This is a genomic window from Streptomyces sp. NPDC102406 (assembly GCF_044765725.1).
Classification (GTDB): Bacteria; Actinomycetota; Actinomycetes; order Streptomycetales; family Streptomycetaceae; genus Streptomyces.
The window spans coordinates 497,755-517,399 of sequence record NZ_JBIWKP010000004.1 but is presented as its reverse complement, the minus strand read 5'-3'; the positions used below and the strand labels follow the sequence as shown (position 1 = coordinate 517,399).

15 protein-coding genes are annotated in these 19,645 nt (G+C 72.0%); 10 read left to right on the top strand and 5 right to left on the bottom strand.

Annotated elements, in window-relative coordinates:
- The first annotated feature begins 51 nt into the window (after positions 1–51).
- A complete protein-coding gene (locus ACIRF8_RS20495) occupies positions 52–495 on the top strand; it encodes a nitroreductase family deazaflavin-dependent oxidoreductase (protein WP_404216796.1) in 444 nt (147 codons plus the stop codon).
- 316 nt (positions 496–811) lie between these two features.
- Here the strand turns inward: ACIRF8_RS20495 and gndA are convergent, their stop codons facing one another.
- Entirely contained in the window at positions 812–2,251 is a 1,440-nt protein-coding gene (gndA, locus tag ACIRF8_RS20490) for an NADP-dependent phosphogluconate dehydrogenase (protein ID WP_404216795.1), read from the bottom strand.
- A 123-nt stretch (positions 2,252–2,374) separates the two neighbouring features.
- Here gndA and ACIRF8_RS20485 point away from each other — a divergent pair, with 123 nt between their 5' ends.
- Together ACIRF8_RS20485 and ACIRF8_RS20480 are read left to right on the top strand one after the other, a co-directional pair.
- Positions 2,375–3,346: an acetylxylan esterase gene (locus ACIRF8_RS20485; protein ID WP_404216794.1), complete on the top strand. Its 972-nt coding sequence runs from the start codon at positions 2,375–2,377 to the stop codon at positions 3,344–3,346.
- 94 nt (positions 3,347–3,440) lie between these two features.
- The gene (locus tag ACIRF8_RS20480) at positions 3,441–4,601 is read left to right on the top strand and encodes a transglycosylase family protein (protein ID WP_404216793.1); all 1,161 of its coding nucleotides are present in this window, start codon (positions 3,441–3,443) and stop codon (positions 4,599–4,601) included.
- On the opposite strand, the gene ACIRF8_RS20475 is transcribed toward ACIRF8_RS20480, so the two are convergent.
- Entirely contained in the window at positions 4,591–5,592 is a 1,002-nt protein-coding gene (locus tag ACIRF8_RS20475) for a DMT family transporter (RefSeq protein ID WP_404216792.1), read from the bottom strand. The two genes, ACIRF8_RS20480 and ACIRF8_RS20475, sit on opposite strands and share 11 nt — an antisense overlap.
- 285 nt (positions 5,593–5,877) lie before the next feature.
- On the opposite strand from ACIRF8_RS20475, the gene glgA reads away from it, so the two are divergent.
- Together glgA and glgC are read left to right on the top strand one after the other, a co-directional pair.
- Positions 5,878–7,035, top strand: coding sequence for a glycogen synthase (gene glgA / locus ACIRF8_RS20470; RefSeq protein WP_404216958.1), 1,158 nt, complete (start codon positions 5,878–5,880; stop codon positions 7,033–7,035).
- 33 nt (positions 7,036–7,068) lie between these two features.
- Entirely contained in the window at positions 7,069–8,286 is a 1,218-nt protein-coding gene (gene glgC / locus ACIRF8_RS20465; protein ID WP_404216791.1) for a glucose-1-phosphate adenylyltransferase, read from the top strand.
- 9 nt (positions 8,287–8,295) lie between these two features.
- On the opposite strand, the gene ACIRF8_RS20460 is transcribed toward glgC, so the two are convergent.
- The gene (locus ACIRF8_RS20460) at positions 8,296–8,604 is read right to left on the bottom strand and encodes a hypothetical protein (RefSeq protein ID WP_404216790.1); all 309 of its coding nucleotides are present in this window, start codon (positions 8,602–8,604) and stop codon (positions 8,296–8,298) included.
- On the opposite strand from ACIRF8_RS20460, the gene ACIRF8_RS20455 reads away from it, so the two are divergent.
- Complete coding sequence (locus ACIRF8_RS20455) at positions 8,603–9,166, top strand: MFS transporter (protein ID WP_404216789.1); 564 nt, start codon at positions 8,603–8,605, stop codon at positions 9,164–9,166. The genes ACIRF8_RS20460 and ACIRF8_RS20455 overlap by 2 nt on opposite strands.
- A gap of 53 nt (positions 9,167–9,219) precedes the next feature.
- On the opposite strand, the gene ACIRF8_RS20450 is transcribed toward ACIRF8_RS20455, so the two are convergent.
- Positions 9,220–10,233: a LacI family DNA-binding transcriptional regulator gene (locus ACIRF8_RS20450; RefSeq protein ID WP_404216788.1), complete on the bottom strand. Its 1,014-nt coding sequence runs from the start codon at positions 10,231–10,233 to the stop codon at positions 9,220–9,222.
- Between the two features lie 194 nt (positions 10,234–10,427).
- On the opposite strand from ACIRF8_RS20450, the gene ACIRF8_RS20445 reads away from it, so the two are divergent.
- From ACIRF8_RS20445 to ACIRF8_RS20430, 4 genes are all read left to right on the top strand, one after another.
- Positions 10,428–13,040 (top strand): PA14 domain-containing protein, encoded by a 2,613-nt coding sequence (locus tag ACIRF8_RS20445; protein ID WP_404216787.1) that lies wholly within the window; start codon positions 10,428–10,430, stop codon positions 13,038–13,040.
- A 234-nt stretch (positions 13,041–13,274) separates the two neighbouring features.
- Complete coding sequence (locus tag ACIRF8_RS20440; protein WP_404216957.1) at positions 13,275–15,602, top strand: GH92 family glycosyl hydrolase; 2,328 nt, start codon at positions 13,275–13,277, stop codon at positions 15,600–15,602.
- A gap of 176 nt (positions 15,603–15,778) precedes the next feature.
- A complete protein-coding gene (locus tag ACIRF8_RS20435; RefSeq protein ID WP_404216786.1) occupies positions 15,779–17,146 on the top strand; it encodes a wax ester/triacylglycerol synthase family O-acyltransferase in 1,368 nt (455 codons plus the stop codon).
- Between the two features lie 105 nt (positions 17,147–17,251).
- Positions 17,252–18,757 carry an SDR family NAD(P)-dependent oxidoreductase gene (locus tag ACIRF8_RS20430; protein WP_404216785.1) on the top strand — a complete coding sequence of 502 codons (1,506 nt, stop codon included), beginning with the start codon at positions 17,252–17,254 and terminating at the stop codon, positions 18,755–18,757.
- On the opposite strand, the gene ACIRF8_RS20425 is transcribed toward ACIRF8_RS20430, so the two are convergent.
- Positions 18,736–19,569: an SDR family oxidoreductase gene (locus ACIRF8_RS20425; RefSeq protein WP_404216784.1), complete on the bottom strand. Its 834-nt coding sequence runs from the start codon at positions 19,567–19,569 to the stop codon at positions 18,736–18,738. The genes ACIRF8_RS20430 and ACIRF8_RS20425 overlap by 22 nt on opposite strands.
- Between the last annotated feature and the right edge of the window lie 76 nt (positions 19,570–19,645).

Below are 19,645 nucleotides of genomic sequence, written 5' to 3'. Positions count from 1 at the left end.
GGCAGAATTGGCGCGCGGCAGCAGTGCACGAACCGAGCGAGAGGAGCCGACATGACGGATCACGACAGCGAGGTCGTCATCAGCCCCACCGGATGGGTGGCGGACCAGGCGCGCGTCTACGAGGAGTCCGGCGGCACGAAGGGCACCACGCTCCAGGGCGCCCCGTGCCTGCTGCTCGACTACAGGGGCCGCAAGTCGGGGCAGTGGCGGCGCACCGTCCTGATCTACGGCAGGGACGGTGACGACTACCTGATCGTGGCCTCGTACGGCGGCGCCGACGAGCACCCGCTGTGGTACCTCAACCTCCGGGCCGACCCGGACGTGCGGCTGCGTGTGGGCACCGAGCGGTTCGCCGCGCGCGCCGAGACCCTGTCGGCGAAGGACAAGGCGCGGGTCTGGGACTCCCTGGTCGCGTTGTTCCCGCCCTACGCGGACTACCAGAAGAAGACGAGCCGGGACATCCCCGTGGTGCGTCTGACCCGCACGGACGGCTGACCCGGCGCCGCCGGACGCGTGAGTCCGGCGGGCGTGGGCAGGCGAGGCGGGAGACAGTGGACAGGACCTTCCCTCCGAACCCGTGGAGGCAGTGCGATGACCCAGCCGTTCCCCGATCCCGTCCCGCCGCGCCCCACCCCCGTCCCGGGCCCCGGGCCGGACGTCCCGGACCCGGCGCCGCTGCCGGACCCCTTCCCGACGCCTGACCCAGGGCCCGTGCCGCAGCCCCCGCCGGCCCCGGCACCGCCGGGACCGGGACCCGCGCCCGACCCGACGCCGCCGGAGCCCGAACCCTCACCCGTGTGAGGCGCCCCCCTTAGGCGTCGGTCTCCGAGCGGTCGCCGCCCCACAGCGTGTGGAACGAGCCCTCGCGGTCGGTCCTGCGGTACGTGTGCGCGCCGAAGAAGTCCCGCTGGCCCTGGGTGAGCGCGGCCGGCAGGCGCTCGGCGCGCAGCGCGTCGTAGTACGCGAGCGCGGCGGCGAAGCCGGGCGTCGGCACGCCCTGCGTGGTCGCGGCGACGAGGACGGCACGCCAGTCGTCCTGCGCCGCGGCGATCTCGTCGGCGAAGCTCTTGTCGGAGAGGAGCGAGACGAGGCCGGGCTCGGCCTCGTACGCCGCCGTGATCCGGTCCAGGAACGCGGCCCGGATGATGCAGCCGCCGCGCCAGATGCGGGCCACCGCGCCGAGGTCGATGTTCCAGTCGTACTCCTCGCTGCCCGCGGCGATCTCGTGGAAGCCCTGCGTGTAGGAGACGATCTTCGACGCGTACAGGGCCTGCTCGACCTTGTCGGCGAAGGCCGCGGCCTGCGACTCGTCCATCGGCTTCGCCGTCGGGCCCGCCAACTCCCTGGAGGCGGCCCGCAGGTCGGCGTGGCCCGACAGCGAGCGCGCGAACACCGCCTCCGCGATGCCGGAGACCGGGACGCCCAGGTCGAGCGCGATCTGCACCGTCCAGCGGCCGGTGCCCTTCTGCTCGGCCCGGTCCTGGACGACGTCCACGAACGGCTTCCCGGTGGCCTCGTCCACATGGGACAGGACCTCCGCCGTGATCTCGATGAGGTAGGAGTCGAGGCGGCCCGTGTTCCACGTGCGGAAGACGTCCGCGATCTCCGCGGGGGAGTACCCGGCGACGTCACGCAGCAACTGGTAGGCCTCGCCGATGAGTTGCATGTCGGCGTACTCGATGCCGTTGTGCACCATCTTCACGAAGTGGCCCGCGCCGTCGGGGCCGAGGTGCGTCACGCAGGGGGCGCCGTCCTTGGCCTTCGCGGAGATCTTCTCCAGCATCGGGCCGAGCGACGCGTACGACTCGACGCTGCCGCCCGGCATGATGCTCGGTCCGTGCAGCGCGCCTTCCTCGCCGCCGGAGACACCGGTGCCGACGAAGTGGATGCCCTGTTCGCGCAGCTCCTTCTCGCGGCGCCGGGTGTCGGCGAAGTGCGCGTTGCCGCCGTCCACGATCATGTCGCCGGGTTCGAGGAGCGGCGCGAACTCCTTGATCACCGCGTCCGTGGGCTCGCCCGCCTTCACCATGACGACGAGCCGTCGCGGTCGTTCGAGGGCGGCCACGAACTCCTCGGCGGTCTCGGCCGGGACGAAGATCCCTTCCTCGCCGAACTCCTCCACCAGTCGGTGTGTACGGGACGCCGTACGGTTGTGCAGGGCGACCGTGTATCCGTTCCGCGCGAAGTTGCGGGCGAGGTTGCGCCCCATGACAGCGAGCCCGGTGACACCGATCTGGGCCGTAGTGCTCATGCGTGTCGCTCCTGTATTGGGAAATTGAAGGTTTCTGTTCAGTTGGCGCGTGCGGGGCGTTAGCGTGGGCCCCGGTCCCCCCACGAATACTCGTACGAACTCTCTACGATGTTGGAGCCGCGCGTGCCTCATTTCGATCTGCCGCTCGACGAACTGCGCGCCTATAAGCCCGCGTTGACGGCCCTCGACGACTTCGACGCCTTCTGGGAGAAGACCCTGGCCGAGGCCAGGGAGCACGACCTCGACGCGCGTTTCGAGCCGGTCGACGTCCCGCTCACCGCAGTGGACGTCTTCGACGTTACGTACGCGGGCTTCGGCGGGCATCCCGTGAAGGGCTGGCTGATCCTTCCCGCGGGCACGACGGAGCCGATACCGGCCGTCGTCGAGTACATCGGTTACGGCGGCGGCCGGGGCCTGCCGCACACCCATCTGAGGTGGGCCGCGGCCGGGTTCGCGCACTTCGTGATGGACACCCGCGGCCAGGGCAGCGGCGGCAGTGTCGGGGACACCCCGGACCCGGTCGGCAGCGGACCCTCCGCCCCCGGTTTCATGACGCGCGGTGTACAGGACCCGCACGACTACTACTACCGGCGGGTGTACACGGACGGCGTGCGCGCCGTCGACGCCGCCCGCTCGCACCCGCTGATCGACGCCTCCCGCATCGCCGTGACCGGCGGCAGCCAGGGCGGCGGCATCACGATCGCCGTGGCCGGTCTCGTGCCGGACCTGCGGGCGGCGGCGGCCGACGTGCCGTTCCTGTGCCACTTCGGACGCGCGGCCACCCTCACGGAGCGTCACCCCTATCGGGAGATCGCCCTGTATCTGAAGGCACACATCGGGCAGGACGAGCGCGTGTTCCGTACGCTCTCGTACTTCGACGGCATGAACTTCGCCGCCCGCGCCACCGCGCCCGGCCTGTTCTCCGCGGCCCTGGAGGATCTGACCTGCCCGCCGTCGACGGTGTTCGCCGCGCACAACCACTGGGCGGGCGCCGAGCGCTCCATGGAGGTGTACGCCTTCAACGACCACGAGGGCGGCGGACCCTTCCAGCAGGCCGTCCAACTCCGCTGGATCCCCGGCCACTTGCGGGGCTGAAAGCAGCCACGGTGGCGCACGGCACCCTTGTCACCACTGCGGGGGAGCGGCTAATTTGCGGCTCCTTGCCTGACAGGTTTCCGAGGGGGTTTCCATGGCGTTACGCGGCCGGCACCGCCGGTACCAGCCGAGCCGGGTCAACCGGGCGTCGCTGACCGTGACCGTCGGCGGCGCCGGCATGGCGATCCCCCTCATCGGCGTGGGCCCGGCCCAGGCCGCGGACGTGCAGACCTGGAACAAGGTCGCGGCGTGCGAGTCGAGCGGCAACTGGAGCGTCAATACCGGAAACGGCTATTACGGCGGTCTCCAGTTCACCCGCTCCACCTGGGCCGCGTACGGCGGCACGGCCTACGCGCCGCGCGCCGACGCCGCCACCAAGGGCCAGCAGATCGCGGTCGCCGAGAAGGTCCTGAAGGGGCAGGGGCCCGGCGCCTGGCCGGTGTGCGCGCAGCGTGCGGGCCTCGCCCGCACGGCCGAGCGGCCCGCGCCCGCCCGCACGGTCAGCGACGTGAAACCCCAGAGCACCCCGCAGTCGGCCGCGGGCCGCGCCGAGATGTACACCGTGATCGGCGGCGACACGCTCTCCGGCATCGCGGACGCCCGCAAGGTGCCCGGTGGCTGGCAGCGGCTGTACTCGGCCAACCGCGAGGTCATCGGTGCCGACCCGGACCTGATCGTTCCGGGGCAGCGGCTCTCCCTGTCCGGAGCGTCCACGAAGACCGTCGAACCGCGGACGGCCCCGCCCCGCAAGACCAAGCCCCCGAAGGCACAGCCCTCCAAAGCACAGCCCCCGAAGGCGCACCCGAAGAAGGCCGAGCCCAAGAAGGCGGAGACTGCCGGGGCCGCCTCGCGCGGCGCCGTCGCCCCCGTCGACGCCGCCCTCGGCACCCCGTACCACGCGGCCGGTTCCTCCTGGTCGAAGGGCTATCACACGGGTGTCGACTTCGCCGTGCCCACCGGCACCTCCGTCCGGTCGGTCGCGGCGGGACAGGTCGTCTCGGCCGGCTGGGGCGGCGCGTACGGCTACCAAGTGGTGATCCGCCACGCCGACGGCCGCTACAGCCAGTACGGGCACCTGTCCGCGCTGTCCGTCAAGAGCGGCCAGCGCGTGGTGGAGGGCCAGCGCATCGCCCGCTCGGGGTCCACCGGCAACAGCACGGGCCCGCATCTGCACTTCGAGGTGCGGACGGGGCCCGGCTTCGGCAGCGACATCGACCCGCTCGCGTATCTGCGGGCCCACGGCGTCAGGATCTGACGTTCCGGGACGCGCCCGGCCTGCCGCAGTACGGCCTCGGCCGGTGCGGCAGGGCGTCGAGCCCGGCCGGGCTGTCCGGCACGGTCGGACTGTCCGACAGGCCCGGCTCCCGTGCGTCCGCCGGTCCGGCCGGTGTGCGCTGGGTGACCATCCGGGGGGTGCGGTCCCGGCCGATGCGCTCGGTCGTCAGCAGGATCAGGCCGCCCGCGGCGACCACACCGCAGCCCAGCGCCAGGACCGTACCGATGGTGCCGTACCGGAACGTCTCGCCGAACAGGGTGATGCCGACGGCCGCCGCCGTCACCGGGTTCACCACGGTCGCGGTGGCCAGCGGCGCGGCCAGGCCCGCGCCCTGATAGGACGCCTGGGAGAGCAGCATGCCCGCGGCGGCCAGGCCCGCGATCGCCAGGAGGGTGCCGAGCTGCTCCAGGGGCTGCCCCGACCAGTCGACCGCCACCGACTTCGTGAACACCGACGCCATGCCGAAGGCGCTGCCCGCCGCGACCGCGAGCAGCACCGCGCGCACGACGGGGTGCCGGTGCGCGGCCCGCGCCGACATCATCAGGACCAGGACGCCGCCGGCCGTGATCACGCCGACCAGCAGGCGCTCGGCCCCGTCCAGCGAGTCCTCGGAGGGCGAGCCGGTCAGCGCCAGCAGACCGGCGAGACCGACCGTCGCCATGATCGCCCCGCGCCAGGCGGTGGAACCGGCTCGGCGACCCACGAACAGGGCCGCCATCGGCAGCGCCAGCACGATCGTCAGGGCGCCCAGCGGCTGCACCAGGCTCAGCGGACCGTACGCGAGGGCGACGACGTGCAGCAGCGCGCCCAGACCGTTCAGACACCCGGCGCCCCACCAGGCGGGCCTGCGCAGCGGCGCGTACGCCGAGCCGGGCGAGGTCTGGGCCACCCGCTCCTGGACGATCGCGCCGCCCGCGTAGGCGACCGCCGAGACCAGCGAGAGCACCACGGACCACGCCAGGGCACTCATCTGGCGCCTCCTGCCGTGCGACGCGGCGTGCGGTCGGTTTCCATACCTCCACGATCTCTCGCGCGGGCCTTTCTGTCGTCCGACCTGAGCAGGCATTGGGTCCTACTACCGATGGAGTACGCCGCCTCCTGAGTCATCCCCAGGGCGAATGCCCGCGGGGCGGAGGATGCCTCCCGGCGTCGGCACTCTTCCGCCCGGGGCGTCCATGGGTGACCATGAGACACGGAGCGAGCACGACCGACCTGGGCGAGTGGGGACGAGCGAAAACGGGGGCCGCGCGTGCGTGTGGGACTGCTCAGCAGGGAGTACCCGCCGGACGTCTACGGCGGCGCCGGAGTCCATGTCGAGTTCCTGGCGCGGGAGTTGCGCCCGCTCGTCGACCTCGATGTCCACACCTGGGGCGAGGGCGCGGCCGACGGGGTGCGCCGCCACCGTGCCTGGCCTGCCCTCGACGGGGCCAACGAGGCGCTGCGCACCCTCTCCGTGGACCTGTCCATGGCCGCCGCGCTCGAAGGCCGCGAGCTCGTCCACTCCCACACCTGGTACACCGCCCTCGCGGGCCACCTGGCCGCCCTGCACCTCGGCATACCGCACGTGATGACCGCCCACTCCCTGGAGCCGCTGCGCCCCTGGAAGGCCGAGCAGCTCGGCGGCGGCTACGCGCTGTCGGCCTGGGCGGAACGCACCGCGATCGAGGCGGCCGACGGCGTCATCGCGGTGTCGCGCGCGATGCGCGACGACATCCTCGCCTGCTACCCGGCCCTGGAACCCAAGCGCGTCCGCGTCGTGCACAACGGCATCGACGTGTCGGTGTACCACGCCGACCCGGGCACGGACGTGCTGCGCCGCTTCGGCATCGACCCGAAGCGCCCGTACGTCATCTTCGTCGGCCGCATCACGCGCCAGAAGGGCGTGCCCCATCTGCTGCGCGCGGCACGGGAGTTCGCGCCGGGAGTACAACTGGTGCTCTGTGCGGGAGCGCCGGACACCCCGGAGATCGGACGGGAGTTCCGCGAGCTGGTCGAGGAGTTGCGCACGCTCCGCGAGGGCGTGTGCTGGATCCCGTCCATGCTGCCGCGCGAGGAGGTCGTCCAACTCCTCACGCACGCCGCCGTGTTCGTGTGCCCGTCCGTGTACGAACCGCTCGGCATCGTCAACCTGGAGGCGATGGCCTGCGCCACAGCCGTCGTCGCCTCCCGGGTGGGCGGTATCCCCGAGGTGGTCGCGGACGGGGAGAACGGACTGCTCGTCCCCTACGCGCAGGAGGACCCCACCGCGTTCGAGGCGGGCCTCGCACGCGCCGTGAACGAGGTGGTCGGCGACCTAGGGGCGGCGCGCCGCATGGGGGAGGCCGGCCGGGAGCGGGCGGTGGCGGAGTTCGGCTGGGCCGCGGTGGCCCGGCGCACGGTCCAGGTGTACGGGGAGATCCTCGACGGCGCCTAGGGCGCCGGGAGACGAAGGGGACGGGTGGCGGGCATGGGTGGTGGGCCTTCGGTGCTCGGGATCGTACTGGCGGGAGGAGAGGGGAAGCGGCTGATGCCGCTGACGGCGGACCGGGCGAAGCCCGCGGTGACCTTCGGCGGCACGTACCGGCTGGTCGACTTCGTCCTGTCGAACCTGGTGAACGGCGACGTCCTGCGGATCTGCGTGCTCACGCAGTACAAGTCGCACTCGCTGGACCGGCACGTCACCACGACGTGGCGGATGTCGAGCCTGCTCGGCAACTACGTCACGCCCGTCCCGGCCCAGCAGCGCCTCGGCCCCCGCTGGTACTCGGGCAGCGCCGACGCCATCCTCCAGTCCCTGAACCTCGTCCATGACGAACAGCCGGACTTCATCGCGGTGTTCGGCGCCGACCACGTGTACCGGATGGACCCGCGGCAGATGCTCACGCAGCACATCGAGTCCGGCGCGGGCGTCACCGTCGCGGGCATCCGGGTGCCGCGGGCGCAGGCCCCGTCCTTCGGCATCATCACCCCGGCCCGGGACAGCACCCGCGTCGAGGCGTTCCTGGAGAAGCCGAAGGACCCGCCGCCGCTGCCCGGCACCGCGAACGAGGTGTTCGCCTCGATGGGCAACTACCTGTTCACCACGAAGACCCTCGTCGACGCGTTGCAGCAGGACGCGGAGGACGGGGACTCGGCGCACGACATGGGCGGATCGATTCTGCCGCTGCTCACCGAGCGCGGGGTCGCCCAGGTCTACGACTTCGACGAGAACCGGGTGCCGGGTGAGACCGACCGGGACCACGGCTACTGGCGCGACGTGGGCACCCTCGACTCGTACTACGAGGCCCACATGGACATCGTCTCGGACGAGCCGTCGTTCAACCTGGACAACCGGCGCTGGCCCATCTACACGCACTCGGGCCAGTTGCCGCCCGCGAAGTTCTGCGCGGCCGGCATCGCGAGCGAGTCGATCGTCGGTCCGGGCTGTGTGATCCGCGGCCAGGTCACCGGTTCCGTCCTGTCGCCGGGTGTGACGGTCGCCGACGGCGCGGTCGTCCAGAACTCGGTCCTGCACGACAATGTGCGGATCGGCAGGGGAGCGGTGGTGCGCGGCGCCGTCCTCGACAAGAACGTGGAGGTCCCGGCCGGGGCGACGATCGGCGTCAACCCGCAGCGGGACGCGGAGCTCTACACGGTGTCGAAGGGTGGCGTGATAGCCCTGGGCAAGGGCCAGGCGGTGCACTGACGGGGTCGGTCACACCGGGTCCGGGGCCGGTGGCTCGCCCTCGAAGCCGTTGGCCCAGTAGCGCCCGCGCAGGGACAGGTCGAGCAGCATCCTCGTGGCCTCCTCCGGTTCCATCGGGCGCGGATCCGTCTCCAACCACCAGTGCAGCACGGCGAGTTGTTCGCCGACCCAGGCGCGGGCCAGCACGTCGACGCTGATCCGGGGCGTGACGTTCTCGTGGGCGGCCCGCGCCCGGAACACCCCCGCCGCCGCCTCCGTCTGCGCCGCCGTGAACTGGCGCAGCGCGCGGCCGTCGCAGACCGTCGCCGTCAGCTTCATGGCCGCCTCACCGGGGGACGAGGGGTACGGGTTCGGCCTCGCCGCCTGGCAGATCAGCCTCTACGGGGTCCTCCCGAACATCACGGCGTTCGCCGGGTCCGCGCTCTGCGCCCCGCTCGCCACCCGCATCGGCTACCGGCGCCTGCTCCTGCTGGCGTTCGCGCTGCTCACGGGCGGCTACCTGGGGCTGATCGTCCTGCACGCGGGGCTCGTGCCGTTCGCGCTCGCCAACGCCCTGGTCGGTGTCGGCTGCGGGCTCGCGCTCGGCGGACTGCCCACCGTGATCGTGGAGGCCAGCCCGGCCGACCGCACGGCGAGCGCCACCGCCGTCTACAACAACTTCAAGACGCTCGGCGGCAGCGTCGGCGGCGCCGCCTTCGCCGTCGCCCTCGGCACCCTGGTCATCGGCTCCACGGACACCCCGACCCTGTCGGCGTACCTGACGATCTGGGCCGGTGGCGGACTGGCCTGCGCACTCGCGGTCGGACTCCAACTGCTCGCGCGCGGGCCGGTCATGAGCCGCACAGCGATGCCCCGGACGGGGGAGTCACTACATCGTTGAAAGGAGGCGGTCAGGGCTGCGCGCGCGGTGCGACCGCGGCGCGGAGAGGGACCTCAGCGGCGGCCCAGCGTGCTCTCCCGCTCGATCAGCCGGTAGGCGGCGGTCAGTTCGCGCCCCGGGTGCTCCTCGGGGCGTTCGAGCCGGCGCAGCAGCGACTCCACCGCGAGCCGGGCGATGGCCTGCTTGTCCGGCGAGATCGTGGTCAGCGTGACCGCCCCGAACCGGCCCTCCGCGACGTCGTCGAAACCGACCACCGCCACGTCCCACGGAACCCGCAGGCCCCGCTCGTGCAGCACCCGCATGGCACCGATCGCGACCAGGTCGTTGTACGCGAACACGGCGTCGGGACGCATCCCCGAGTCCAGCATCCGCGCCATCGCCTCGGCCCCGTCGCCCCGGTCCCAGCCACCCGTCGGCCCCACCAGCGCGTCGGGCGCGGGCAGCCCCGCCTCGGCCAACTGCGCACGCCAGCCCGCCAGACGCAGGTGCGCGGGCCGATTGGCCGCGTCGGTGCGCTCACCCAGGTACGCGATCCGGGTGCGGCCACGGCCGATCAGATGGCGCACGGCGGTGCGGGCGGCGGCGACGTTGTCGATGGCGATATGGTCGTAGGGCAGGTCGTACTCGCGCTCGCCGAGCAGCACCAGCGGCACATCGTCGTCCCGGCCGCGCAGATCCTCCGCCTCCAGCTCCAGCGGGCTCAGGATCAGCCCGTCGATCACCCGGGCCCGGAACCCCTGACTGACCAGGATCTCCTGCTCCCGCTCGCCCCGGGTGTGGTCGAGCAGCACCGTGACGTCGTGCTCCGCGGCGGCGTCGATCACCGCGCCCGCGAGCTCCGCGAAGTACGGGTTGCCCAGCTCCGGGACGGCGAGCGCGATGATTCCCGTACGCCCTTTGCGCAGGTGGCGGGCGGTCAGGTTGGGGCGGTAGCCGAGCTCGTCGATGGCGAGCTGGACGCGGGCGCGCATCGCGGGGGTGACGTGCCGGTAGTCGTTGACGACGTTCGAGACGGTCTTGATCGAGACGCCCGCGCGCTCCGCGACATCCTTGAGGCTCACTCGCACGCGCTCTCCCTCGGCTCGTCGCACCCGCGTCACGGGTGCGGCCGTCGTGCCCCTGGACAGCGCGCCGGATCGCGTGCTGTCATGCCAACTGCCGTTCCTTCCATCGTTGTACAGACGAGTTGTACCGACTCGAGCGGCGAGCCGCCACCCTTCCTCGACGTGTTCCACCGGACGCGTCCAGCACTGGAGGATCCGTGCGCACCAGAACTCTCAGACGACATGGCCGCCATCTGGCCCCGCTGCTCACGGCGGCACTCGGTCTCACCGCACTCACCGTGGCGCCCGGTGCCACGGCCGCGGACGAGCCGGTCGTGCCCCATGGGCTCAAGGGCGAGTACTACACCCAGTCCGCCCCGGGCGCCTTCGACTTCGACGAGTTGAAGGCCACCGGCTTCGACCCCCGGCTCGACTTCGCCAGCCTGGAGTCCAGGCTCCAGTCCGCGACGGGCCGTAACGACGACGTGAACGTCCGCTGGACCGGGAAACTGGTGCCGGAGAAGACCGGCATGACAACGTTTTCCCTCACCGGTGACAACGGCTTCCGCCTCTGGGTCGGCGGCGAGCTGGTGATCGACCACTGGGTGGACGACTGGGACAAGGAACAGACGTCCGAGGCCGTGCGGTTGACCGCGGGAGAGGCGGTCGACATCAAGGTCGAGTACTTCGAGCACTACGGCGGGTCCAATCTGCACTTGCGCTGGACCGAGCCGGGCGAGCAGAAGGAGGCGATCCCCTCCTCCGCGTTCCGCATCCCCGACGACTGGGCGTACGACGGCGCGATCGGGACCACCGTCCTCGGCGACGGCCGGACCCTCAAACTCGACTTCGCGCAGAAGCTCTCCGCCGTGCCGGGTGAGGTCGACGACCACCTCACGGCGGTGATCGGCGGCGCCAAGTGGCCGCTGGAGGGCGTCGAACCCGACCCCGAGGACCCGCGCGCCCTGCTCGTGGGTCTGAGCGAGCCCGTCGTCGGGAACAAGGACGGCGACGCGCCCGGCCTCGCCGACGTGACCTACGACGGCAAGGGCGGCCTGGCCGGCAGCGACGGAAAGGCCGTCGGCACCTTCTGGTCCAGCGGCCCGAACCACTCCACGTACCGGTTGAGCACCGCCTGGGGCGACGACGTCACCCCGGAGAACGCTCATCGCGAGTACCCGCGGCCCCAGCTCACCCGCTCGAACTGGCAGAACCTGAACGGGAGTTGGGAGTTCGCCGCCGCCGAGGACGGCGACCCGGTGCCGACCGGCAGGAAACTCGGCGAGAAGATCCTCGTCCCCTACCCGGTCGAGTCCCAGCTCTCCGGGATCGAGCGGCACGAGGACCGCATGTGGTACCGCCGCACCTTCACGGTCCCCACGAACTGGAAGGTCGGCAAGGGACAGCGCCTCCGCCTCAACTTCGGCGCCGTCGACTGGAAGTCCGAGGTCTACGTCAACGGCACGAAGGTCGCGGACCACAAGGGCGGCTACGACAAGTTCAGCGCCGACATCACCGACGCGCTGAAGCCGGGACGCACCCAGGAGCTGATCGTCGGCGTCTACGACCCGACCGACGCCGCGAACGGCGAGAACCCGCCGCTGGGCAAGCAGCGCCTGGATCCCAGCGGCATCTGGTACACGCCGTCGTCGGGCATCTGGCAGACGGTGTGGATGGAGCCCGTCGCCAAGGACAGCGTCACCGACCTGAAGCTGACGCCCGACGTCAAGAACGGCACCGTGGCCGTCGAGACCACGGGTGTGAGGGCCGGCCTCCCGGTCACGGCCACGGCCTACGCGGGCAAGCGCAAGGCCGGCACCGTCACCGGTGTCTCCGGCGAGCCGCTCACCCTCAAGGTGGACAAGCCGCACCTGTGGACCCCCGACGACCCGTTCCTGTACGACCTCAGGGTGAGCGTCGGCGAGGACCGCGTCGGCAGCTACTTCGGGATGCGCTCCATCGCCGTCGAGCAGGTGAACGGCACACCGCGCACCGTCCTCAACGGCAGGCCCACCTTCATGATGGCCACGCTCGACCAGGGTTTCTGGCCGGACGGCCTGCACACCGCGCCGAGCGACGAAGCGCTCGCGTACGACCTGAAGATGCACAAGCAGATGGGCTTCAACTCCGTCCGCAAGCACATCAAGGTCGAGCCCGACCGCTGGTTCTACTGGGCCGACAAGCTCGGCCTGCTCGTCTGGCAGGACATGCCCGCCATGACGGCCGGGGTGAACCCGTCGACCGCCGCCCGCGCCGAGTTCGAGCGCGAGATGAAGATCATGATCGACCAGCACCGCAACCACCCGTCGGTCATCATGTGGGTCACCCTCAACGAGGGCTGGGGCCAGTACGACGAGGCGCGCCTCGCCGACCAGGCCAAGTCCTGGGACCCGACCCGCCTCGTCAACGCGATGTCCGGCATCAACCTGGGCCGGGACGGCGGCACCGGCGACATCCTCGACGAACACGGCTACCCGAGCCCGGCGCTGCCCCCGAACCCCGACGGCAGGCGCGCCCTGGTCGCGGGCGAGTACGGCGGCCTCGGCCTCGCCGTGCCGGGCCACGCCTGGTCGGTCCAGCAGTCCTACGTCGACGTGGACCCGGCGACGTACACGGACGACTACCTCACCAAGCTGGACGAGGTGCACAAGCTGGCCTGCAAGGGCGGCAACGGGGCCGTGTACACGCAGATATCCGATGTGGAGGGCGAGCTCAACGGCCTCCTCACCTACGACCGCCGGGTCGTCAAGCCGGACGTGAAGCGCGTGCACGACGCACAGCGGGCGCTGATCGAGGACGCCTCCCAGGCGACGGTGCGCAACTGCGCCTGATCCGTGACTGACCCCGGGGCGGGCCCGGCACCGGGCCCGCCCCTTTCTCCACCGCCAGGACCCCGTGGGAGCCGGCAGCCGTGACATGACGCGGCGCCCGGCACCTTGACGGGCCACCGGGACGCACGAAGAATGAGCGCGCTCCCTGACAACGTTGTCGAAAGGCGCACGATGACAAGGCGTACGAGACGTACGACGAGAAGGCCGACGGTGGGCGGCCGTACCCGCCGGGCGATGGGCGGGCTCGCGGTCGCCGTCCTGCTCGGCACGGGGCTCGGCGCGCCGGCGGCGCAGGCCGCGGCCCCCGACACCGGCCGACTGACCGACCTGGTCAACCCGTTCATCGGCACCGAGAACGAGGGCAACACCTATCCCGGCGCCGCCGTCCCGTTCGGCATGGTGCAGTTCTCGCCGGACACCGGGCACAACACCGGCTACGACTACTCCGAGAACCACATCCGCGGCTTCTCCACGGTCCACATCTCCGGCGTCGGCTGCGGCCTCGGCGGTGACCTGCCGGTGCTGCCGACCACCGGTGACGTCACCAGCACCGACAACGCGGCCTACGCGGCCGAGTTCAGCCATGACGACGAGACGGCCTCGCCCGGCTACTACAGGGTCGGTCTCAAGACCGGCATCGACGCCGAGCTGAGCGCCACGAAGCGCACCGGCGTCCAGCGCTACACCTTCCCGGCCACCGACAAGGCCAACGTCCTGATCAACGCGGGCCAGTCGCTGCACAAGACGCTGCACACCGAGGTCGAGATCCTCGACAACCGCACCGTGCGCACCGCCATCACCGGCAGCGGCTTCTGCCAGGACACCAAGGCGTACACGCTCAACACGGTCACCAGATTCGACCGGCCCTTCACCGCCTCCGGGACCTGGAAGGGCGACAAGGTCACCGCCGGCGCGAAGGCCTCGGCCGCGGACGCGGAGCGCAACGGCGCCTACGTCCGGTTCGACACGACCAAGGACCGCACCGTCGAGGCGACGACCGCGATCTCCTACGTCGACGCCAAGGGCGCCGACCTCAACCTCCGCGCGGAGGGCGGCCGTTCCTTCGACAAGGTGCGCCGCGCCGCGACCGCCGCCTGGGAGGACCGGCTCGACGACGTACGCGCCCAGGGCGGCAGCCCGACCCTGCGCCGCACCTTCTACTCCTCGCTCTACCGCTCGTTCCTCGCGCCGAACATCGGCAGCGACGTCGACGGGCGCTACACGGGCTGGGACCAGAAGACCCACCGCGCCGCCGCCGACGGGGGATTCACGTACTACCAGAACTGGTCGCTGTGGGACACCTACCGCACCCAGGCACAGCTCCTGTCGCTGCTCGCGCCGCACGAGTCCCGTGACATGGCGCTGTCGGTCATCCAGATCGACAAGGACAGCGGCTGGCTGCCCAAGTGGGGCTACGGCACGGTCGAGACCAACATCATGACCGGTGACCCGGTCACCCCGTTCCTCACCAACGCCTACCAGCAGGGGCTGTTGAAGGGGACCGGCGAGGCCGAGGACGCGTACCGCGCGCTGAAGAAGAACGCCGACGGGGTGCCGCCGGCCGACTCCGCGCCGGTGGGCCGCGAGGCCAACAAGGAGTACCTGGCCGACGGGTTCGCGCCGTACATCAAGGACCGGGCGCATGTGAAGCCCGGCGACTCCGACTACGACCACGGGGCCTCGGCCACGCTGGAGTACGCCCTGTCGGACGCCATGCTCGGCCAGATGGCCAGGGACCTCGGCCACGAGGCCGACGCGAAGCGGTACACCGAGCGGGCGCAGAACTACCGGAAGATCTTCGACGCCTCGACCGGATTCTTCCGGGCGCGTGACGCCTCCGGCGCCTTCACCGGCCCGGCCGACCCCGCGCGGAGCGAGGGCTTCCACGAGGGCACGTCCTGGCAGTACCAGTGGCTCGTGCCGCAGGACCTGCCCGGCATGGTCTCGCTGATCGGCGGCACGGACGCGGCGAACGAGCGCCTCGACTCCTTCTTCGCCTACGACCAGCTCGTCGCGGACCCGGCGCGCACCGCCCGCGAGGTGTGGGTCAACGGGCCGTACGACTACTACAACGCCGATAAGTACAACCCGCAGAACGAGCCCGACCTGATCGCGCCGTACACGTACCTGTCCACCGGGCAGCCGTGGAAGACCACCGACGTGGTGCACGCCGCGCTGACCCTGTTCACCGACGCCCCGACCGGCATGACCGGCAATGACGACCTGGGCACCATGTCCGCCTGGAACGTCCTGTCGTCCATCGGTGTCTTCCCGGTGCAGCCCGGCACCGACACCTGGGGCCTGTCGACGCCCGTCTTCGAGCGGGTCGACCTCACCCTCGACCGCCGGTACTACCCGCGGGGGAAGCTGACCGTGCGGGCGCCGGGCACGTCCGACTCCGACCGGTACATCCAGTCGGCCCGCGCGGACGGTGCCGCGTACGGGAAGACGTATCTGACGACCGAGGATCTGCGCGGACTGCGCGACCTGTCCTTCACGGTGGGCGGCACGCCCTCGCGGTGGGGGACCGGGGCCGACGCGGCGCCGCCCGCGCTGAAGTGACGTACTGAACACGCCACCTGCGTCACATGAGACCCGCCTCTCCCGGAGAGGCGGGTCTTAACCAGTTGTTAACTGTGCGTGCGTAGATCGTACTTGACCGTAATCGACCGCGAGGGATTGACTGTGGCTTTCCCCGACCGCACCGTCTCCCCCCGTCGTCGACGCGAGAGCACTCCATGACCTCCAAGAGCTCGGACCTGCTCGCACCACTCGACCTTGCCTTCTGGAACATCGAGACACCCGAGCACCCCATGCACCTGGGGGCGTTGGGCGTCTTCCAGGCCGATGGGCCCGGCGCCGCCCAGCACGCCCACGAGCTGCTCGCGACCCGCGCCGCCGGGGTGCCGGGCCTGCGCATGCGGATAGCCGGGGTGCTCGTCCCCGTCGGCGGCGCCGCCCGGACGCCCGCCACCGGATTCGACCCGCTCGACCACGTGCGCCTCGCCGCGCCCGCCGAGGACTTCCACGCCGCCGCGGGCGCGCTCATGGAACGGCCGCTCGACCGGACGCGCCCTCCATGGGAGGCACACGTCCTGCCCTCGGCGGACGGCGCGTCGTTCGCCGTGCTGTTCAAGTTCCACCACGCCCTCGCCGACGGACTGCGCGCGCTGACCCTGGCCGCCGCCGTCATGGACCCCGTCGACCTGCCGGCCGCGCGAGCCCCCGGGGACCGGCCGGCCGCGCCCCGCGGCCTGCGCCTGCCCTTCCCCGGACTGCGGGAGATCACCCTCGGCGACCTCGACCCGCGGCGCTACCCCGACCACGTCCGCGCCCTGGTGGGCGGCGCGACCCAGGCCGTCGCCATCGGCGCCTCCGTGGCCCGCGCCACCTGGGGCGTGCGCACCTCGCCCGCGCTGACCTCCCGGCCCACCGGCGAACGCCGCACCGCGGGAGTCGTCCTCGACCTCGACGACGTGCACCGCATCCGCAAAACCGTGGGCGGCACCGTCAACGACGTACTCATCGCGATCGTCGCCGGGGCCGTGCGGCGCTGGCTCGACGAGCGCGGCGACGGCAGCGAGGGCGTCGAACCACGCGCCCTCGTCCCCGTCTCGCGGCGCCGCCCCCGCACCGCCCACCCGCAGGGCAACCGGCTCTCCGGCTACCTCGTGCGGCTGCCCGTCACCGAGGCCGACCCCGTGGAGCGGCTGCGCGCCGTCCGGGCCGCCATGGACCGGCGCAAGGACCACGGCCCCAGCCGCGGCGCGGGCGCCGTCGCACTCCTCGCCGACCACGTACCGGCGCTCGGGCACCGGCTCGGCGGCCCCCTCGTCGGTCAGAACGCGCGCCTCCTCTTCGATCTCCTGGTCACCAGCGTGCCGCTGCCCAGCCTCGGCCTGCGGCTCGGCGGCTGCCCGCTCACCGCCATCTTCCCGCTGGCCCCGCTCGCCCAGGGGCAGTCGCTCGCCGTGGCCGTCTCCACCTACCGGGGCCGCGTCCACTACGGTCTCGTCGCCGACGCCGCGGCCGTCCCCGATCTCGCCGTGCTGGCCCGCGCGGTCACCGACGAGCTGGCCGCGCTGACCGCCGCCTGCGCCCCATGATCACGACGAGTTTGGAGACTGGGCCCGCCGCTCCGTAAAATTCCGGTTTCGAAAGCTCGCGCGGATCGCGCGCGACGCGGCGGACCCTCAGGAACGGCAGCGGCGATGACGGTGACAGACGACAACCAGGCCCCGGGGGCGCCGGACTCCTCCGGGGCGCTCCACGGACCTGGCATCGACCCCGAGCGGCTCGCCGTCTGCCTCAGCGTGCTCGACGAGCTCGACCAGCTCGACGTGGACCACCCCGACGCGATCACGGTCCGGCGCGCCACCGCCGGCATCTACCGGACCGTGAAGCAGCGCCGCCGCCAGGAGCGCCGCGCCGCCAAGACCGCCCACGACAAGGCCGTCACCGAGTCGACGGCGACGGGCTCCGCGCAGCGCATCGACGACGAGACCGAGGGCCTGCTGCCCCAGTCGCGCACCGAGGAGGGCACCTTCGCGGGGATACTCCAGCGCCCGCGCTCCTGCTACACCTGCAAGGCGCGCTATGTCGAGGTCGACTACTTCTACCACCAGCTCTGTCCCGACTGCGCCCGCCTGAACCGCGCCAAGCGCGACGCCCGCGCCGACCTCACCGGCAAGCGCGCCCTGCTGACCGGTGGCCGCGCCAAGATCGGCATGTACATCGCGCTGCGGCTCCTGCGTGACGGTGCCCACACGACCGTCACGACGCGCTTCCCCAAGGACGCCATCCGCCGCTTCAAGGCGATGGAGGACTCCGCGGAGTGGCTGCACCGCCTGGAGGTCGTCGGCATCGACCTGCGCGACCCCGCCCAGGCCGTCGCGCTCGCCGAGCAGGTCTCCGCGCAGGGACCGCTCGACATCCTCATCAACAACGCGACGCAGACCGTGCGCCGGCTGCCCTCCGCCTACGCCGCCCTCGTCGACGGCGAGAGCGCGCCGCTGCCCGCCGGTGAACTGCCCGCCCACTCCGTCATCGGCGCCTTCAACTCCGGCGCGGTCGACGGCATCGCCGCGCTGCCCGTCGGCACCAGCGGCCTCGACGCGCAGAAGGTCGCCGACCTCGCGCTCGTCGCGGGCAACGCCAGCGTCGCCCGGCACCTGGACGGCACCGCCATCGACGCGGGCGGCCTCGTCCCCGACGTCGTCGACACCAACACCTGGGTGCAGACCATCGAGCAGATCTCCCCGGTGGAGCTCCTCGAAACCCAGCTCTGCAACTACACGGCGCCGTTCATCCTGATCAGCGCCCTGCGCCCGGCCATGGCCGACGCCGCGAAGAAGGCGTCCAGCGGCCGTTCCTACGTCGTCAACGTCTCGGCGATGGAAGGCGTCTTCGGTCGCGGCTACAAGGGCGCGGGCCACCCGAACACCAACGCAGCCAAGGCCGCGATGAACATGGTGACGCGCACCAGCGCCCAGGAGATGTTCCAGTCCGACGGCATCCTCATGACCTCGGTCGACACCGGCTGGATCACCGACGAGCGCCCGCACTACGACAAGCTGCGCCTCGCCGAGGAGGGCTTCCACGCCCCCCTCGACCTGATCGACGGCGCGGCCCGCGTCTACGACCCGGTCGTCCGCGGCGAGGCGGGCGAGGACGTGTACGGGGTCTTCCTCAAGGACTACGAACCCGGCAAGTGGTGACGCGACCGCTGATGGGCGGCGCCCGGGTCGCCGGTGGGTGAGGCGGCCCGCACCCGCGTGCCGCCGTCCACCAGCAGGTCGGCCCCGGTGATCCAGGACGCCTCGTCCGACACCAGCCAGCGCACGGCCCGCGCGATGTCGTCCGGCTCGCCGATGCGGCCGGTGGGCAGCCCCGCCGCCACGCTCTCCTCCGCCCCCTCCCAGACGAACCGGGCCATCTCGGTGCGGACCAGACCGGGGGAGACCGAGTTGACCCGCACCGACGGGCCCAGCTCGCCCGCCAGTTGAGCCGTCAGATGCAGCAGCGCCGCCTTGCTCGTGCCGTACGCCCCCACGTGCGGGCCGACATGGGACGCGCCCTCGGTGCAGACGTTGACGACGGCCCCGCCGTGCTCGCCCATCCAGGCCCGCCAGGCGCACTGCACCAGACGCAGCGGTGCCTCGACGTTGACCGTGAACGCCGTGCGCCAGGCGTCCGGGTCGGCGTCCATGAGCGGGCCGTACGGCTGGTTCGTCGCCGCGTTGTTGACGACGACGTCGATCCGGCCGTACGCGGTCATGGTCCGCTCCGTGACCTCCCACAGATGCGCCGGGTCCGCGACCGAGCCCACCACGCCCACCGCGTCGGCGCCCTGCGCGCGCAGCGCCGCGACCGTCTCGCGCACACCGTCCGGATCCCGCGCGGTCACGCACAACGCGGCCCCGGCGCGGGCCAGTTCCCCGGCGACCGCCCGGCCGATGCCGCGCGTGGCACCGGTCACCACGGCCGCCCTGCCGTCGAGGGCGCGGGGTGCGGCGGGGCGCGTAGTCATGCGCGTACGGTCTCACGGCGGGCCGGGGCGTGACGATGCGGCGCACGTGAGCTGTTCGTGCGCGGTCGGTGCCCAC

Excerpts from the sequence above, each read along its gene's own strand:
- ACIRF8_RS20455 (WP_404216789.1), top strand. The coding sequence starts at position 8,603 with ATGGCCGCCTCACCGGGGGACGAGGGGTACGGGTTCGGCCTCGCCGCC.
- ACIRF8_RS20480 (WP_404216793.1), top strand. The coding sequence starts at position 3,441 with ATGGCGTTACGCGGCCGGCACCGCCGGTACCAGCCGAGCCGGGTCAAC.
- ACIRF8_RS20435 (WP_404216786.1), top strand. The coding sequence starts at position 15,779 with ATGACCTCCAAGAGCTCGGACCTGCTCGCACCACTCGACCTTGCCTTC.
- ACIRF8_RS20425 (WP_404216784.1), bottom strand. The coding sequence starts at position 19,569 with ATGACTACGCGCCCCGCCGCACCCCGCGCCCTCGACGGCAGGGCGGCC.
- gndA (WP_404216795.1), bottom strand. The coding sequence starts at position 2,251 with ATGAGCACTACGGCCCAGATCGGTGTCACCGGGCTCGCTGTCATGGGG.
- ACIRF8_RS20495 (WP_404216796.1), top strand. The coding sequence starts at position 52 with ATGACGGATCACGACAGCGAGGTCGTCATCAGCCCCACCGGATGGGTG.
- ACIRF8_RS20440 (WP_404216957.1), top strand. The coding sequence starts at position 13,275 with ATGGGCGGGCTCGCGGTCGCCGTCCTGCTCGGCACGGGGCTCGGCGCG.
- ACIRF8_RS20460 (WP_404216790.1), bottom strand. The coding sequence starts at position 8,604 with ATGAAGCTGACGGCGACGGTCTGCGACGGCCGCGCGCTGCGCCAGTTC.
- glgC (WP_404216791.1), top strand. The coding sequence starts at position 7,069 with ATGGGTGGTGGGCCTTCGGTGCTCGGGATCGTACTGGCGGGAGGAGAG.
- ACIRF8_RS20430 (WP_404216785.1), top strand. The coding sequence starts at position 17,252 with ATGACGGTGACAGACGACAACCAGGCCCCGGGGGCGCCGGACTCCTCC.
- ACIRF8_RS20475 (WP_404216792.1), bottom strand. The coding sequence starts at position 5,592 with ATGAGTGCCCTGGCGTGGTCCGTGGTGCTCTCGCTGGTCTCGGCGGTC.